The following is an 18,155-nucleotide window of genomic DNA, read 5'->3' as shown; positions in this document are numbered from 1 at the left end:
TTCCTTCCCCCTCAACTTACAAACAGAAAACTCCTGTTTTATTCCTTTTCCTGCATATATCGTCAAATCCTCCGTCAAGGTCCGGCGCGATCACAGCTTCACCGCTTCTCCGGTATCGAAGAAATACAGCCACTTCTCATCCACGGGGACACCGGTGATGTCCTCCACCGCGGATGCGTACAATTCCAGTTGGAAACGGTAGGCCTCCGTCAGCGCTCCGATGCCGCCGCGATGCGGCAGCACCCGATCGCTTTTGTAATCGACCAAAATTTGCCGACCTTCCGCGAAAAAGAGACAGTCGATGATCCCTTGGATCAGCACGATCTCCTGGTCTAACCCTCCCGATATCGACAGTTCGGGGGTCCCGCCGTCCCCGAGCGGTCCCTCAACAAGCGGGGCCAGCCGGGGATAAGCCTGCGCGGCCGATAGGCCGTAACTGAACGGCATCTCGCGGCGAACCCAATCGGCTTTGGCGAGCAGCGCCCCCAGCGGGCTGCGAAGGAAATCGGCGATGCGTCCGGTGTCCAGCGCTTCCGCCTGTTCACTTGTCATGATCTGCCGTTCCACCAGCCAAGCCAGCGTTTCCCGAACCGTCTTCTCCCCGGGTTCCCGATCAAAAGGCAAGTGCTGCATGATCGTATGATAGGCGGTGCCCCGTTCGGTCGGCGTCATCCGCGCCTGTTCCATAAAACGGGGACGATGTAGATGCAGCGTAAAATCGATTGCCTCCTCCGGCTTCTCCAGCTCTCTGCGCAGTTCACGCCCGGCAAAAACATCGCTCGGCGGTTCCTCCTGGTCCGCCAGCATTCTTTTCATTTCGGTGACCGAGGTTTTGGCCGAAATGCGCGTAGCGGCTTCAAAAGGATAGGACCAATCGAGGCGGGCGTCGATCTCATCGTTAATTCCGGCTTCACCCTCCTGCCCCGTCATCGGTACCGGCCCTGCCGACAGCAGCGACTGAAGCATAGAGGCGTTCCAGTCCGACTCTTGATCCGAACCGGTTCCGGCATCGTCCACCGCCGCGGAAACGGCCGCCTCCGCTTGCGATTGGAGCATCTCCCTTGCCGGGATGAAGCCGATTACCCACTCCGCGGCGGTCAGGTCCGGCATGGAAGCCGCGGGCTCCGGCAAGCCGGCAAAGCGGCGAAGTTCCGCCGCGGCCGGATGCCTGATCAGCGAAGGGCCGATCCAATCCAGATAAGATCGGCTCCGGGCCAGCAAATAGTCCGGCAGTTGCTCTTCGCCGACCTCCAGCGCGCTCCCCCACGCTTCAGCCGACTTCGCCAAGTCCTTGACCGATGAAACGAGGATCAGTTTATCTTTGGGCCGGGTCAAAGCCACGTAAAGCACCCGCATTTCTTCCGCAAGCAGCTCCATTTGCGCCCGACGGCGTATCGCCAGATTCGGCAGCGTCGGGTAACTGACCCGGAGTGCCGGGTCCACGAATCTCGGGCCGAAACCCATCTCTTTGTGCATCAGGAAGCTGGCGTTCAAATCCTGACGGTTGAACATTTTGGACAACCCTGCCACAAACACGACCGGGAACTCCAGCCCTTTACTCTTGTGGATGGTCATGATTTGCACCGCATCCTCCTGACCACCGGCCGATGCGGCAGCGCCCAGATCGCCGCCGTTTTCCCGAAGGCGTCCTACGTAGCGCAAAAAGCGGAACAACCCTCTGGAAGAGGTCGTCATTTCAAATTGGCGGGCCCGGTCATAAAGCGACCTCAAATTTCCCTGCCGCAACGATCCACCCGGCAGCCCTCCGACCCAGTCCAGGTACCCGGTCTCCCGGTAGATCCCCCAGATCAGGCGGCTCAGCTCGCCTTCCCGGGCTTCGGCTCTCCAGCGTTCCAACTGGCTTAAAAAGCCGCGCAATTTTAGGGCCAGCGGCGCGGCCTGATCATCCGTTTCCCCTTCCGCCGCCTCCAGCACCGCATCGTAATAGCCGCCCGATCCCGAAGCCAGACGGATTTCCGCCAGCTCCTCCTCCGTCAGCCCATAGATCGGCGAGCGAAGGACCGCAGCCAGGGGGATATCCTGGCGCGGGTTGTCGATGACTTGCAGCAGCGACAGCATCGTCTCCACTTCCGAGGCCTGGAAGTAGCCTTGGCTAAGCTCGCCGTAGGCCGGGATCCCTTCCATTCGCAGCTCTTCGATCATAACCGGAGCCCAGGAAAGCGTGGAGCGCAACAGAATGACCATATCCCGGTAGGAGACAGGCCGCATTCCCTTCAGTTGCTTGTCGTAAACGAGCAGCGGCGGTTTGCCGCCGTCCCCCGTCAACTCGCGGATCCGGGCCGCAACGGCCCGCGCTTCCAGGCGCACCGATTCGATTTCGGCGGCGGTCTCTTCGTCCGCTCCTTCCTTGCTCTCTTCGGAAGCGGCTTCCCCCGGGTCGGCGGCGCCCGCTTCCCCGTTCCGGTCGATCAGCAGCAGCTCCGGCCGATAATCCGTACCTTCGCCGGCTTCCGCCACTTCGGGAAAGCCTTCGCCGTAAACCAGCTCGGCCCGGGCGTCATAGGCGATTTCCGCCACGCCTTCGTTCATGATTTGTCTGAACAGCATGTTTACCGCGTTAACGACCTGCTTGCGGCTGCGGAAATTCTTCGCCAAATCGATCCGGAGCCCCGCTCCGTCGAAGCTGTCGCCATAGTTCCGGTACTTCTCCAAAAACAAGCCCGGCTCGGCCAACCGGAAACGATAGATGCTCTGCTTCACGTCCCCGACCATAAACCGGTTGCCCGGCGCCGGACGGGAGATAAGCCGGACGATATCCTCCTGCACCGTGTTGGTGTCCTGGTACTCGTCCAGCAGGACCTCGTCGAATTGGTCCTGATACTCCCGGGCGGCGTCCGAAGGGATCGTCTCCAGCGGCGTCGAATCCGGATGACGAAGAATTTGCAGGCAGTAATGCTCCAGGTCGGAGAAATCGAGCCAGCCGCGCGTCGTCTTCTCCTGCCGATACCGTTCGCCGAATTCGGTGATCAGAGCGGCCAGCTCCTCCATAACCGGCGCCGCCTGATGGAGCTCGTTCAAGAACGCCTCCGCGCTGCGCCCGAACAGTTGGCTCCGCAAATCGCCGACCCGTTTCTTGGCCTCTTCGCGCAGACCCTTGACTCTTTCCTGGATCACCGGGTCCGTTTGATCTTTCTTGCACGGCTTTAATTTTCCGAACGAGACGGATTGGAACCTATCGTACAATTCCCGCCACGTCCCCGTCACGACGGCTGATTTCAAGGACAGCACGGTGTTCAGGTCCTCCTCCACGGTCGCCGCGTACGGCGCCGGTCCGCCCGGAGAAAGAGCCAGCTTCTTGGCTTGCGTCAACAGGTCCGCCGCCCCGCTTAGCGCCATGTCCGTGTCGGCAAGCAGACTTGCGATCCAAGGGCCGCCTTCCAATGCCGACGGATCGGCGGGGCAGAAAGCGGCCGCGGCTTGACGCAGCCAATGCTCCGGCCAGGAATGGCTGCGGGAGAAGTCGTACAGCTTCTGAACGAGGGCAAACACCGCATCATCCGTACGCTCTCCGCTAAACCAGTCGACCAGCGCCAAAAAGCGGCTGCCTTCCTGCTCCATCGCGTATTTCTCCTCAAACAGCTCCTCCAGCACTTCCTGGCGGAGCAGGGCCGTCTCGCTTTCGGACGCGATTCGAAACCCGGGATCGAGCGGGATCAAGGTGTAATACCGCTGAATGACCTCCATGCAAAAGGAATGGAGCGTCGTAATCGAGGCCCGGCCGAGCATCGCCAACTGCCGTGTGAGATGCTCGTTTCCGGGATTGCGCTCCAGTTCTTTCTCCAAAGCTTCGCGAATCCGCTGCCTCATCTCCGCAGCGGCGGCCTTCGTGAAGGTCGCCACCAGCAGACGGTCGACGCTGAGCGGTTCATCCGCCGCCGACAGCTTGCGGATAATCCGCTCGACCAGCACGGCGGTCTTCCCCGAACCCGCCGCGGCGGCGACGAGGATGTCTCCACCGGACAACGTGATCGCCTTCCACTGATCATCGCTCCAAAAAACGCCTGGCGGCTTCGGTATCGTCATCATGGCTGTTCCTTCTTTCATTCTGTCGCTCCTTCCGCTGCGCCCAGCAGGCTCCATATCTGATCTTTGGCCGGTTTGTTCAGCAGGTGATAACCGCCGCCTTCCACCGCCTCCTCAAACCGGCAGACCGGCTTGTACACGCAATGGGTGCAGGCGCTCTCCGTTCCTAAACGGTACGGGGAAATCTCCACGTCCCCGTCCGTGATCCGGGTGCCGATATCGATGATCGTCCGGCGTACCGAACCGAGCAGCACTTCCCATTGTTCCGGGGTCGCCACGGAAGCGCTGCTGTAAAAACTGCCGTCCGTTTTCACCGCCACCGGCAAAATCTCCGAATGCCCTTTTTCCAGCAGCCCGTCCATTTTGGCGATCACGTCCCGGTCCGCGAGCAGCAGGCCTTTCATTTTAAACCGTTTCAACAGCTCGCTCCAGGCCTCCTCTTCACTCAAGCCATTGCTGCTTTGCAGCAGCGGATTATGGACGTGAAAATAGAGCGCTCCCGCCGGCAAGGCAGACTCGCCGAGCCACGATTCGGCCGACTGAAGCAGCACATCGAGATAAGTCAACATCTGCAGCGCCAAGCCGTAATACACTTCATGCAGCTTGAGATCGGTTTGGCTCGATTTGTAGTCGATCACCCGCAACAGCAAGCCATCCTCGCCTTCGGCGACATCGACCCGGTCGATCCGTCCGACGATCTCCATCACGCAGCCGTTCGGCAGCTCGAACGTCAGTGGCGGAAGCGGCCGGTCGGGCCCGAAATCCAGCTCGAGGCCGATCGGCTCGAAGCTGCCCCGGCGGGACTGCTCGCCCAAAATAACCGATGCCCGGCCGACGATATTTTTCAGCTTTCGTGAAATATAACCGTACCGCTTCGAGCTGAGCAAAATTTCGCCCTGCAGCTTCGGAGCCAGCCGATCGACCGCCGCGTTCGCTTCCTTCAGGCACTCTTCCTCCGTCAGGCTTCCCCAGCTTCGGTTCTGCTCTCTGAAGGTAATCGCCATTTGGCTAAGCGCCGCATGAAACAGTTGGCCGATATCCGGCGCCTTTAGCCTGTACAGCTGTCTTTCCTTCAGCTTGAGGCCGTGTGAAGCGAAATGGGAGAAGGGGCAGGCCGAAAACTTCTCCATCCGCGAAACACTGGTGCGCAGCCTTTTCCCGTAGAGCTTGCGGCTGGTCGCCGGCGTAAGCCCGCTGACGCGGTTGCGGTAATCCAGCGACCCGAGCAGCCGGGAAATGTCCCCTTCCCATTCGGGTCTCGATTTGAACCAGCGGAGCGCTTCCCACCAAACGGACGAGAGGGGCAGCCCCGTCTTCCAGGCCCGCAGCTGTCCGATCAGAACCGGCAGGGTCGGGGCCGGACGGCTCACGAACTCCAGCTGCCGCTCCTGCGGGTCCTCCGCGGACGGAGCTTCGCCGATGAAGTTCTCCCGCAGCATCCCCGCCGGAAATATCGTCTTCACATGGCGGATGACTTCGGAAGGGAGCAGCGTTTTCCCTTCCTCATCCGCCATGGGATAGCTCAGCCAGAGCGAACGGCTTGCCGCGGACAAGGCACCGTAAATCAAAAACCGCTCATCCAGCAGGCGGCGCGTCGTGCCGGGCGCCAGCTCCAATCCCGTTTCGCCGAGCAGCAAACGCTCCTGTTCGCTAAGCACCCCTTCCTCCTGGAGATTGGCCGGCATGATCCCCTCGTTGATGCCCAGCAGAAATGCATGGCGCACATGCCGGGTTCGGGTCCGATCGGTGCTTCCTACGACCACCTGATCGATCGCGGGAGGAACCAAACCGAGCTTAAGCTCCTTCAGCCCGGTTTCCAACACCCCCGCAAACAATTCGGCGGTCAGATTCTCTTCCCCCATCATCTCCACGATTTGGTCGAGCAGATCCAATACCGCCCCCCACAGTTGCCTGTGTTCCATCGCCTGCTGCGGCCGACCTTCCGTCAAAGCCCGGTGGGCAAGCAGGTCCAATCGCCGGGGAGCTTCGAGTTCTTCCAGCAGGCGGTAAACCGCCGCACACATGTCCCTGACGGTCTTGGCCCGCTTCAGCCGCTTTTCGAAGGCGGACAGCGGCGCCACAACCGCCTCGCGGCATTGTTCAATCAGCTGCATCCGCTCGTTCTCCGCCCCCCGGCGTGCGGTCTCGTCGCCCTCCAGCGAAAGGCTCGGCATCCCTTTCCATGGTCGTCCGTCGTGCCAACGGTAACCTTGGATCCCGCTCGCCAGCGCGTAATTCTCCAACAGATCCATATCGTTGCGCGTCAGGCTCCCGTCCAGCGGAAGCAGAAACTCGCTCTTTACGCAGCGGAACACATCCTCGTACTTCCAATACTTAAGCGACACGTCCAGCGAACCGCGAATCATTTCGATCAGGGGATGATGCAGGACGCTTTTTTTCCGATCCAGGAAAAAAGGAATGCCGAAGTCCTCCAAAATCGGGGTCACGATATGCTCATAATCGTCCAAATTCCGGACGAACATCGCCATGTCGCGCCAACGCGCCCCCTCTTCCCTGGCCAAACGGACCATTTCCCTGGCCGCGCCTTCGACCTCGGTTCTCCGGCAGCTTGCCGCGTGCAGGGACAGCGAACCGGCCAGATCCGCCGGTGGAGTCTCCCCGCTCCAGGGAGTCCGCTGTTCATAGGCCGACTCCAGATAAGACAGCGTTTCGCTGCCTTGAAAACGCGGGAAGGGACGCGACGTCAGCCGGACGTCCGGCCTCACCTCGATGCCGAGCGTTTCCGCCAGAGACCGCAGCTTGAGGTAGGTGGTCGCCGTCGGATGAAAAAGATTGAGCTCATGCGGCGGTAAGCCGTCGTCATACGGACGGTCCAACGTTAGGGCCACCGTAACGGAAGAAGCCACCTGCATCAGCTCTCCGATCGCCCGGTACTCCCGGGGTGTAAAAGTATGGAACCCGTCGATCCAGATTTCGGCTCCGCGCAAGTAGGCCGAATTCTTCGCCCCCTCGGCCAGCTTGACGACATGATCTTCCCCGTCGATATATAAGCGCGAGAGTTCGGCATCGAATTCCCGGTAAAGGATGTTCAAATCATACAGCTTGTCCCGCAGCAGCCGGGACTGGCCCGCCGAAGACTCCAGCAGTTGCAGATACTCTTCCAGACGTGTGAAATCAGCGTTGTATTTCTTAAGCTCCGTATAGAGCGAGTTGATCCGGTCGATCAGTCCCAACTGTTCCCCGCCGTGCCTGTAGAGCTTCAACTCGTCCTTATGGCGTCTCAGAATTTTGTAGAGCAGCATTTTTTTGCCTTCTTCGCTGATCGGAATCAGGGCGGAACCGCCGCACTCCTGCATTACGCGCAAGGCAAGGCGGCGAAAACCCAGTACCTGGACGCGGACTGTCCCACGCAGCCCCGGAGCCCGGACAAGCGCCTGCTCGATCTGGAAGGTCCCCTGTTCGGGCGCCAGCAGAATCATGGGCGGTCCGGTCGGATCCTCCCGCAGCCGGGTTGTCATCTGCTCCAGCACCAGGCTGCTCTTGCCGCTTCCCGCGCGGCCGATAATGAATTGTAATGACATGAAGGTGCCTCCCACCTGCGAAGGCCTGAATCCCCCGCCTAAAATTCTCTGAATCTTGCGACAACGTGTTAAGTTACAAACAAGTATACCACACTGCATAAAAATAGGAATGTACGTTCCCCGAGCAAAAAAAGGGTTTATTCCCTCAGGACCTTGTCCTGTGGAATAAACCCTTTTGCCGGAATTCGGCTATTTCGATCCGTTGCCGGCCTGCATTTCCATGATGTTCCTCTCAATTTCAGCGGGCGCGGGATACCGGTCCTCTTTCTTGGAAACGACGATGCTAGCGAGCATATTCCCGTACCTCAACGCTTCCTCCATCGGTTTGCCTTCCAGCACGCTGTGGATAAACCCGGCATTGAAGCTGTCTCCGGCCCCCGTCGTATCGTAAGCCTTTACAGGAAATCCGGCGTGATGCACGGCTCCCGACCGGGTATAAGAACTCGCCCCCCGGCTTCCGCGCTTGACGATAATCGTGTTGGCCCCTAGAGAAATTAACTCCTCCGCGGCTTGATCCACGTCGCTCGCCCCGGTCAAATGCAAAATCTCTTCGTCGTTCGGCATAAAATAATCGATGTGGGGCAGGAAGGAGATAATTTCCTGCCTGCTCTTTAAACTCCAGCCGTCAATGGCCGAATTCGCATCGAAGAATGTGATTTGACCGGCGGCCTTAGCCCGTTTCAAGCAGGTACGGGCCGCCTCCGGGCCGAAGCCCGGAGCCAGGAAATAACCGTACAAAAGCGTTGCGCGCGCCGCATCGAAATCCTTTTCCCCTTCGACCGAAGCCGCGGTTAAGTCGTCGGCATTTCCTTTATAGGTCACGAAGTAGCGATCTCCGCCTTCTTTTACGATCGATACGGACAGGACGGTTCCCTTTTCGGTTCGCGCAAGCTCATTTTCGATCAACGGAGCTATCTCATCGTAAATTTTGCTTCCGTAATCGTCCTGGCCCAAAAGGGAGATGACCCGTTGTTTGACGCCGAGCTTGGCCAGCGGAAAAATCGTGTTGGCCAGGCCGCCGGGCCGCAAAATCATCGTATCGACCATATGTTCTTCGCCGAAGTCCGGCCGTCCTTTCACTTGCGCCAGGATCAAATCCGCGGTGATCACACCTACCAAATTTATCATCGGGGTTATTCCTTCCCTGTAACTTTCGTGATGATTTCGGCTTCCCCGGCGACCAGGCCCCGTTTCGCCGAGAGTTCGATGGCGGCTAACTGGATGACCAGCGAGTAGGGAATGGGGCTTACGTATTCGTGAACCGACGGAATTTCGAGCGACATGACACGCTCGTGCCGCAGACCTTCATCGGAGACATAGAGTACCTTTGCGCCGAGTTCGGCCATTTCCAGCACATACTTTTTATTAATTTCGTATGTTGTTCCTTTAGGGTTGAAGAAGATGGCCTGCAAGTTCTCTTTGATCAGTTCAAACGGACCATGCCGGAACTGCGGAGCCGAAGCGGCCTCGGCAAACATCCGCGAGGTTTCCTTCAGCGTCAATGAACCCTGACGCGCCGTGTAAACCGAAGGCCCCCGGCCCAGAAGAACGAGCGGCTTCTCCGGATTAATGAACTCGACAATCCGCTTCCGGTACTCCTCTTCTCTCTGCAAATGTTCTTCGATGACGTCGGCGGCCCGATAAAGCGAATCCGTCAAATCGTTCCCCGCCATCTTGGATCCCATCAACAGCATCAAAGCCGCCGTGGTTGTAAAAGATTTCGAGGAAGCGATAGCCTTTTCTTTTCCGGCATGCGTGAGGAGGACCTCCCGGGCCAATCCGGCCAAAGAACCGTCCGGGGAGTTGGTGATGGCCGATGCCGAGGGGTAGCGTTTGGCCAATTCTTTGGCCTCAAAGCTCTCCCCGCTCTGCGAAACGATGTACAGCTGATGCTTGTCCAGGAAAGAATCGGGATAATAGTGTAAAATTTCGGAATTGTCGATAGCCGAAGCTTGGATGCCGTGCAGGTTCAAATAAGAGACAAGCAGTTCGGAGGCGGCCAGAGAGCTGCCCATGCCGGTCAGCAGCAGCGGCTTGTTTCCCGCCGCGCTGAACGATGTGTTGTTGCGAATCGTCTCCCGGATCGCCTCCGGTTGTTGTTTAACCTCGTTGAAAAATTGACTCATAATCCTCATCCCTTCTCAGAGCCTTCCGACAGGCCGCTGATGATATATTTTTGTAAGAACAAAGCCAAGGCAATCGGCGGCAAAGATGCCAGGAAACCGCCGGTAATCTGCATGCCGAAATCGATCATACCCCGTTTTGAAAACTCGGAGATCGCCACCGTAATGGTCTTGGCGTCATAAGTCGAAGTGAAGATGCTGGCGAACATAAATTCATCCCAAGCGATCAGCAAGACGAATATTCCGGTTGCCACCAACCCCGGAAGCGACAGCGGCAGCAAAAACTTGAACAATATCCCGAGCGGCGACACGCCGTCGATTTGCGCCGATTCTTCCATCGATCTAGGAATCGAGCGGAAGTACGTTTGCATCATCCAAATCACATACGGCAGGTTAAACGCCGTGTAGATCAGGATCAGCGCCGGCTTATGGTTGATCATCCCCATCCGGGCGAATATCACGTACAGAGGGATAAGCAGCACTACTTCCGGCACCATGCGGAAGCCAAGAATCGAAACGAGCAGGGTGTCCCTGCCGCGGAACCGGAATCTGGCGCAGGCATACGCCGCAAACATCCCGATGAGCAGGGTTAGCAAGGTGGAGCTGAGCGCGACGATCACACTATTTTTCATCGCCGTTAAAAATGGGGGCAGGCTGCCGTCGCTCGCTTCACCCGAGAACACCCGCGAATAATTGCCAAGCGTCCACTCCGATGGCCACAAGTGAAGGGTTTTCGCGTTCAGATCCCCGCTGGAAGAGAAGGTGGCGGTCACCAGCAGGAGCAGAGGCAGCGCCGTAAACAGCATGACAAGACAAACCCCGACATATATCCAAAACTTCTGAGCTCTTGTTCTCTCCATAGGTCACTCCGCTTTTTTGTATAGAATTTTGATGTAAATGAAGGCGAAAATCAGAATGAAGATCGACATCACAAACGCCAAGGACGAGCCGTAACTGAACTTGCCGAACATCATGGAGGTTTGATAGGTCAGGAAGGACAGCACTTGCGTTCCCCCGGCCGGACCGCCCCCGGTCATGATGTAGATGATGTCGAATACTTTGAAGGCTTCCATCGTCCGCATGATGAGCGCAACCAATATGGCCGGGCTTAACAGCGGAAGCGTAATGCTGAAAAATCTCCGGAACGCCGAGGCTCCATCGATTTTGCCCGCTTCATAGGCCTCTGCGGGAAGCGACTGCATGGCCGCCAATAAAATAAGAGTGACGAAAGCGGTGTTCTTCCACACATCGGCGATAATGATCGCGTTCATCGCCGAGAAGGAGGAACCCAGAATGTTAAAATGTCCGTCCGTGATACCAAGGGTGGCCAGCAATACAGTGATCGTTCCATGGTCCGGATCATATAGCCATTTCCATAAGACCGCGTTAACTATGGTCGGCAAAGCCCACGGGATCAGCATAAATCCTCTTACAAAGCCTCTTCCCGCGAATTTTTCATTCAGAATCAAGGCAAAGGCCATGCCGAGAGCGAATTCCAAGCCTACCGAAGTTACCGTAAAATACATCGTTCGACCGACGGCCTGCCAAAAGGACGAGTCCGAAAGAACTTTGGCGAAATTCTCAAAGCCTACGTAATCCCAAAGCTTGGGGTTGTCCAGCTTATGCACGTTTTTGGTCAAGTTAATAAAGCTGATAAAGATCGCATAGAGCAGCGGAAGCAGGGTGACGCTCAGGATGACAAGAAAACTGGGCAGCAAATATCCGAATGGTCTAAGTTTTTTGATCATACATACCTCCACATCCAAATGTGACTCCGCAGGCCTGGCGGGATATCCCGCCGAAGCGGGACCCGGTTAATTGCCGTTCGCCTGAAGTTCTTCCGTCGTTGCCACCAGCTCATCCAGCGCCGTCTTTGCATCCTTTTGACCGGTCAAGACCGACTGAAGAGCAATTTGCATGTTTTTGGAAAATTCATTGTAAGCATCCAACGAAGGGCGGGAAATCACCTGTTCCAGCTGTTTCTCCATATCCTTCAAAGCGGCAAAGTTCTTATTCAGATCCTCGTCGCTGTAGAGGTCCTTCCAAATCGGAAGAGAGCCGGCGTCCAGCGATTGCTGCTTTTGGACTTCCTTGCTGCCCAAATATTCGATAAACTTCCAAGCGGCGTCTTCATGTTCCGATTGCGGAGTGATCGCCAGGTACATGGACCCGGTAGCCGCCGTATGCGGAGCTCCTTCGGCCGCAGGGACCATCCCCACCTTCACCTTGCCTTTGACCTTGGAATCGCTGCCGTTCAGTTCTCCCCAGTAAAAGGACCAGCCGGCAACAAACGCCGTTTTTCCGTTTTTAAATGCATCCAGCACCTGACGGTCGTTGTAGTTGATCGACGCCTTGTCGATCACTCCGTTCTTCATGGAATCCGCCATGAACGTGAGTGCCTGAACTCCCTTCTCGTCATTGAACACCGGCTTGCCCGTTTCATCCATGAATTTCCCTCCGAACGAACCGAGGAATTCGGCAAAGTAAGCAACGAGGCCTTCATTGGCGCTCCATCCCCAAGCGCTGGCCGATCCGGGGGTTATTCCTTTTTCCTGAAGAGCCTGCGACATCGAGGTGAACTCGTCCCAAGTCACCGGCGGATGATCAAAACCGGCTTTCTTCAGCAGTTCCTCATTGTAGTAAAAGAACACGACGTCGTTAAACATCGGTACGCCGTAGATCTCTTCGCCCAGGCTTGCGATTTGCAGGCTCGCCGGCAGAATGCCCTGCTTCATTTCATCGGTGTACCGGTCCGTCACCGGAAGGATGAATCCGGCATTGGCATACTCCGAGGTCCAGATTTCATCGACGTCCACGATGTCGTAAGCCGCTTCACCGCTGGCGTTGAAGGAGGCCAATTCTTTATCGTGCAGCTGATCGTAGGCTACATGATCCAGAACCACCTTAATGTCCGGGTTTTTCGCGTTGAACTCCTCCACCGCTTTTTCCCGGAAGCCTGCAAAGTCATCGCTCGACAAAATGCGGATCGTTTGAACGCCGCCGTCATCGGCCGGGTTTGCCGATTTTCCGCCGGAACATCCGGCAAGCAGGGACGGAATGAGCACAAGGGACATGATACCGAGTAACGACTTTTTCATGAAATAACCCCCATTTGATATATGTTAGTTTGTTCTTAGTACAAACAAATTAAATACGGTGCGGCTCTCCATTCAGAGCCTCTTGTTGACTGAACTTGAACTTTTCTTTTTTTATAGATCCTCCGCATCCTGCAGCTGCTGGAACACGTAAGCGACAGCTCCCAGTCCTCCGGCATCCCTGCCCAGACGGGCCAACTTAATCTCCGTCGGAATCGGCGTTAGGTCGGATACCTGCTTGCGGATGTCCTCAATGACGGTAGACATGGAGCCGGATACGCCCCCGCCGATAATGACTCGCTGCGGATTCAACAAGCTTACGATATTCGCAATGGTGATCGACAAGTATTGCACGAATCCGTCAATAATGCGAACCGCCTCAGGCTCTTCGCGTGTATAGCGAGCAAAAAGCTCTTCGGGAGATATCCCTTTTCTCTCCAAAGCGAAAGCCGAGATTTGCTGTTCGAAAGCTCCCGTCTCTCCGGGATCGTTCCTTCTGTTCCGGGCCAGGTCTTCCCGGTCGATAAAACGGTTGATTTCTCCCGCGGAGTACCGATAGCCTTCTATTAGTTCGCCGTTGGCGATAATAGCGCCACCCACCCCGGTTCCTATGGCGATGAAGAACATATTGTCCGTCATTCCCTCGCTGCCCAGCCACCTTTCACCCAGCGCGGCAAAATTGACATCGTTGTTGACATAAATCGGGAACGCAAAATAGTTTTTCGCCTTCTCAACCAGATTGATGTTTCCCCAGTTCAATGCGGGCACGTCGAGGATAACGCCTTCCCTGCTGTCCACAATCCCCGGAAGCCCGATCCCCATCCCGAGGATACGATCTTTTTCGATCCCGGATTTTTGAATAAACGCTTGAATCAGTTCCAGTGTCTCTTCCACGGTTGCCGTCGTTTTACATTCTTCTTTATACTCGATTTCACCGTCGAGGTCGGTCAGTACGATCAAAGTTCGAGTCCGCCCGATATCGACGCCAATGCCGTACCCCGATTTCGGATTAAAGCCGAGCTCGATCCCCCTGCGGCCTCCTTCCTTGGTAGAATCGCCCAATCCGGTTTCCACGACAAACTTCTTTTTGATCAACTCGTTGACGATGGAGGTAACCGTAGATCGGCTTAAGCCTAATTTCTTGGCTACTAAAGCTCTGCTGATTTTTTTCTCGCTGCGGATCATGTCCAGAACCAAGTTCCGGTTGATCTTCTTGATAAGGTCCAAACTTCCGGTTCGATTGTACAACCTCTCCCCTCCTTCATTCAGTTTCGTCGGAGAACAAACAAACTAAATTTAAAGTAATTATAACATGTCGAAATATGCTGTCAATAGTGAAAGCGATGTCATTTAAAAATAATGTTACAAAAACTAACATTGGATTTCTAAATATTGTGAAAATACATCAAAAACTTGATATTCACTTCGTTTTATGTGACATAAACCTAACATTATAGTGTTATCTTTAAAAAAAGACCGTTCGATTTTCATAATCAAACGGTCTTCTCTGAGTTTGTATAAAAGGCCAGGGTCGGAGGCTACACACTAACGGGAAAATCTCCCGTTAATGTGCCTCCCTTTAGCATCTGAATCGGATTTAGCTGGAAAAACTCCATCTATTTCGCGGCACATTGGCCGATATACACCAATTCAAGCGAATTAACTTGAGGTTTTCCAGCTAAATCACCTCAAGCAGCTGCGTACGCTCCAAACTAACGGGAAGAATTCCCTTTAATTTGAGCCAAACAATTAAAAATGCACTCCAGCGCAATTTTCCCAGGCCCTCGCTGTCGCTGTAATAGCGGGTTTGGCCCGTTATTCCGGCCCGACTTGGCTCCCCCAGGCATAATAAAGGTCAAAAAGGGCTTTATTGCTCTGGTACGGGTCCCAAAATCCACTGACGTTGCATTAAAACTGATATGATGCTGCCTGTCCGCAACTTTTTGTGGCCGTCCGTTATAATAGCGGCGTTTTGGGCCGCTATTTCGCCCAGATTCGCTTTTTCGGGAAGAATAGCGGTCAAAAGAGGCCCTATTTCTCTGGTTCGAGCTCAAAAATTCGGTTTTTGCCCGACTTTCTCTAAAATAAGGCTCCAAAGGACCGCTATTTCACAGCAAAGAGCCAAATTCGACAAAATAGCGCCGCAAATGGCCCTTATCCACCCGCTCGGCTTCAAAGGGAGGCGGTTACGACCATTAGACCCATCGGGTTATTGCAACCCTCTAGTGCCTAAAATGCCGCTTTCCCGCCTGCCCTGCTTTCAAAGGAAAAACGGGCATCGCTGAACAGGATAAGTTCCGCCTGCTTTAGAAGTTTTTGCTGCGCACTTCAAAAATGGCGAATTTCAAATAATGTCCCTCATCCACGCCCAAAATTTGCGGATGGTCTTTTCCGGCCGCCCGCCACTCTACCAGACGAAGGATCTTGCCGGCGTCCGCCGCCGCTTCCCGAATCGTCTCCAGGAACAAATCCGGCCGCATATGGTAAGAGCAACTGGCGGTGACCAAATAGCCGCCCTCGTTGACAAGCTTCATCCCGTGCAGATTGATGTCCTTGTATCCCCGGCAAGCCCCCTTTACCGCGCTGCGCGTCTTGGCGAAGGCCGGCGGATCCAGGATCACCACGTCCCAGGTCCGACCGCCGCCAGCGGTCATCGGCACGGAGGTGTCGGCCTTGGCGCCGGCCGCCGCCCGGGCGCTTCGTTCCGCGAGCCCCTTCACCTGGCTGCGCAAATAATCGAACGCGTCCGCCACGACGAACTCGACGCGCTCACCGAAGCCGTTCAGCTCCACATTCTCCTTGGCGCTTTCGATCGCATGCTCGGAAATGTCGAGACAGGTGACTTTTTTGGCGCCATACTGACAGGCATGAAGCGTAAAGCTTCCCGTATGGGAGAAGCACTCCAGTACGGTGGCGCCATCCCAATACGGAAAGGTCACTTCCTTGCCGTTCCGGTTAACGGGAAGCCGGCGGATTTCTCCGGCTTCGTTCGGCACGTCCTGAAGCGCGATCCCGCTCCGCTCCCCCCAACCGGTCATCAGCGGCCGGATGGAGGCGCGGTTCTCCCGCTGGTCGAAGAAGTACCCGGTCTTCTGCCCCTCTTCGATATCGACGCGGATCTTCAGCCCGTTCTCCGTCACGGTCACATGGCGCGGCGGCGTACCGTAAAGCGGGCCTTTCACCTGCTCCAATCCTTCCATCTCGCGGATCGGCACATCGCTACGCTCGTAAATCCCCGCCGGACGGAGCACGGCGACCAGCGCTTCGACGATCGCTTCCCGGCATAGATCCATGCCGAGCGTCAACAGCTGGATGACGAGGACGTCGCCGAAGCGGTCCACGATCAAACCGGGGAGGAAATCCGCTTCCCCGTATACGAACCGATAAGCGTTCTCGTCTTTGACAAAACGCTCGCGATGCTTGAGACATTCCCGAAACCGGCGCTCGAAGAAGCCGGCATCCATCGCTTCCAACGGGGTAAAAGACACCGCGCGGACCGTGATTTGCGAGGCGGCGTTATAATACCCCGTTGCCAGAAAACGGCCCCGGTGGTCGAGAACCTCCACGAGGCTGCCCGGAGCCGGATCCCCCTCCACACGCTCAATCTCGCTTTTGTAAACCCAAGGATGACCTTGTTCCAGCCGCTTTTTGCGGCTGCGCTGCAATATAACCGATGCCACGATATTCAACTCCCGTAAAAGGTGATGGAACTTAGGGCCGCACCCGGCGGGCCCTGAAGCGATAAACCAACGATGCGAAATTACGCAGCATGGACCGCTGCGGCCAAGCATATATGTAACTTGTACACTTCGGTAGGACAGGAGGCGTCACTATTGTTTCACGAGCTCATCTTCCCCGTAACCTTCGGGCTGGCCCTGTTCCTGTTCGGCATGAAGCTGATGGAAGCCTCGCTTCACGCCTGGGCGGGCCCCGGATTGATCCGGGCGCTGCAAGCCACGACGCGGACGCCATGGACCGGCATGATTTCCAGCACCTTTGTGACGGCGGCGCTCCAAAGCAGCACGGCGGTGACGGTCATGACCATCGGTCTGGTCAATGCCGGGCTCCTGTCCTACGCGCGGACGCTCGGCATTATCCTCGGCGGCAATATCGGCACCTGCCTGACGACGGAGCTGATCGCCCTGAACATTTCCAGTATCGGCGTCCCGCTGCTGATTCTATCCGTGCTTCTTTGGGCGGCGGCCGTCGCCATCCAAGAGATGCTCCCCGGCTACCGGGACGCTAAGTGGTTCCGGCTGCTGACGCCGATCCAGTTCGCTTCGCTGGCCGCCGCCGGCTTCAGCCTGATTATGATCGCCATCCGCTGGATGCAATCGGCCGGCCCCGCGCTGGAAGCTTACGGCGTCATCGGCTGGCTGCTAGATCACGCCGGCGACAGCCTGCTTTGGGGCGCAGCCGCCGGCGCGGCGTTGACGGCGCTCGTACACAGCAGCGCCGCCACCATCGCGATGACCATGGGCCTGGTCGCCGCCGGAACGCTGCCGCTCCCGCTAGGCATCGCCATGGTGATCGGCTCCAACGTTGGCACCTGCGTTACCGCCGTCATCGCCTCGCTCGGCGGCTCGCGGTCCGGCAGCTTTGTCGCCTGGTCGCACGTAGCGCTCAACGTGCTGGGGGCGGCGCTGTTCCTCCCGCTAACCCAGCTGTTGGGCACCGCCTCCGCCTGGATCTCCGACGACCCGGCCGCCCAGATCGCCCATTCCCAGACGATATTCAATGTCGTCTGCTCCCTGATCGCCCTGCCGTTTTGCTATTTGCCGATTTGGAGCCGCATGGAACCCGCCGTGAAATGATAAACGAATGATAAGAATCCGATGTTAGAAATTCAGGTTCAGCATTTTCAAAGCCTTTTCCAAAATAAAATCGTTGTTGTCATACCCCGATTTCAGTTGCTTCTCCCAGGCTTCCTTCGGTTCATACCAGGCGACGCCGCGGATTTCCTCCACTTGGGGACGGAGCTGGCCGCCCCGGCTTTCGACGAGGTAGTAGTGCACCTCCTTGTCCACGGGCCCGTGAACAGGATGGTGATAAGTGTATGCGATGATATCGATCAATCCGTCAATCTGCCCGATCAAGCCGGTCTCTTCCCGAATTTCCCGCAGCGCGGTCTCTTCGATCGTCTCCCCGGGCTCTCTTTTTCCTTTGGCAAAAGAAAACCTGCCGTACCGGTCTGTGATGAGCTGAATCTGAAGCCGTCCGGCGGTCCTGCGGTACACGACGCCTCCGGCGGATATTTCCTTGTCCGGCAATTTCCTCGCCTCCTTACTCCGTATTACCCCAATCGGCAACAAGGACTTCAACCCTGACGGGTGAAATCCCTGTTAACTCGA

Annotated in this window: 11 protein-coding genes; 1 reads left to right on the top strand and 10 read right to left on the bottom strand. The window is 56.5% G+C overall.

Features of this window, described 5'->3' with window-relative positions; all coding sequences use genetic code 11:
• Window positions 1-90: 90 nt before the first annotated feature.
• From addA to FRY98_RS09570, 9 genes are all read right to left on the bottom strand, one after another.
• Window positions 91-4,065, bottom strand: coding sequence for a helicase-exonuclease AddAB subunit AddA (gene addA / locus FRY98_RS09610; RefSeq protein WP_225038936.1), 3,975 nt, complete (start codon window positions 4,063-4,065; stop codon window positions 91-93).
• A complete protein-coding gene (addB, locus tag FRY98_RS09605) occupies window positions 4,062-7,586 on the bottom strand; it encodes a helicase-exonuclease AddAB subunit AddB (RefSeq protein WP_148451543.1) in 3,525 nt (1,174 codons plus the stop codon). Before addB ends, addA begins: the two co-directional genes overlap by 4 nt.
• A 189-nt stretch (window positions 7,587-7,775) precedes the next feature.
• Window positions 7,776-8,714 carry a carbohydrate kinase family protein gene (locus FRY98_RS09600; RefSeq protein ID WP_148451542.1) on the bottom strand — a complete coding sequence of 313 codons (939 nt, stop codon included), beginning with the start codon at window positions 8,712-8,714 and terminating at the stop codon, window positions 7,776-7,778.
• Between the two features lie 5 nt (window positions 8,715-8,719).
• Window positions 8,720-9,712, bottom strand: coding sequence for an SIS domain-containing protein (locus FRY98_RS09595; protein ID WP_170287070.1), 993 nt, complete (start codon window positions 9,710-9,712; stop codon window positions 8,720-8,722).
• 5 nt (window positions 9,713-9,717) lie between these two features.
• The gene (locus FRY98_RS09590) at window positions 9,718-10,569 is read right to left on the bottom strand and encodes a carbohydrate ABC transporter permease (protein WP_148451540.1); all 852 of its coding nucleotides are present in this window, start codon (window positions 10,567-10,569) and stop codon (window positions 9,718-9,720) included.
• Between the two features lie 3 nt (window positions 10,570-10,572).
• The gene (locus FRY98_RS09585; protein WP_148451539.1) at window positions 10,573-11,457 is read right to left on the bottom strand and encodes a carbohydrate ABC transporter permease; all 885 of its coding nucleotides are present in this window, start codon (window positions 11,455-11,457) and stop codon (window positions 10,573-10,575) included.
• A 66-nt stretch (window positions 11,458-11,523) separates the two neighbouring features.
• Complete coding sequence (locus FRY98_RS09580) at window positions 11,524-12,807, bottom strand: extracellular solute-binding protein (protein WP_148451538.1); 1,284 nt, start codon at window positions 12,805-12,807, stop codon at window positions 11,524-11,526.
• A gap of 111 nt (window positions 12,808-12,918) precedes the next feature.
• On the bottom strand, window positions 12,919-14,052 hold the full coding sequence (locus FRY98_RS09575) for an ROK family transcriptional regulator (RefSeq protein ID WP_148451537.1): 1,134 nt from the start codon (window positions 14,050-14,052) through the stop codon (window positions 12,919-12,921).
• 1,058 nt (window positions 14,053-15,110) lie between these two features.
• Window positions 15,111-16,484 (bottom strand): class I SAM-dependent rRNA methyltransferase, encoded by a 1,374-nt coding sequence (locus tag FRY98_RS09570; protein ID WP_148451536.1) that lies wholly within the window; start codon window positions 16,482-16,484, stop codon window positions 15,111-15,113.
• A 153-nt stretch (window positions 16,485-16,637) separates the two neighbouring features.
• On the opposite strand from FRY98_RS09570, the gene FRY98_RS09565 reads away from it, so the two are divergent.
• Window positions 16,638-17,618, top strand: coding sequence for a Na/Pi cotransporter family protein (locus FRY98_RS09565; RefSeq protein ID WP_148451535.1), 981 nt, complete (start codon window positions 16,638-16,640; stop codon window positions 17,616-17,618).
• 24 nt (window positions 17,619-17,642) lie between these two features.
• Here FRY98_RS09565 and FRY98_RS09560 read toward each other — a convergent pair whose 3' ends face one another.
• Window positions 17,643-18,074, bottom strand: a complete 432-nt coding sequence (locus tag FRY98_RS09560; protein ID WP_148451534.1) for an NUDIX hydrolase — start codon at window positions 18,072-18,074, stop codon at window positions 17,643-17,645.
• Between the last annotated feature and the right edge of the window lie 81 nt (window positions 18,075-18,155).

Source organism: Paenibacillus faecis, from assembly GCF_008084145.1.
Classification (GTDB): domain Bacteria; phylum Bacillota; class Bacilli; order Paenibacillales; family Paenibacillaceae; genus Fontibacillus; species Fontibacillus faecis.
Note: the sequence above shows the minus strand (reverse complement) of the source record. Positions and strands in the feature narration are given on the sequence as shown.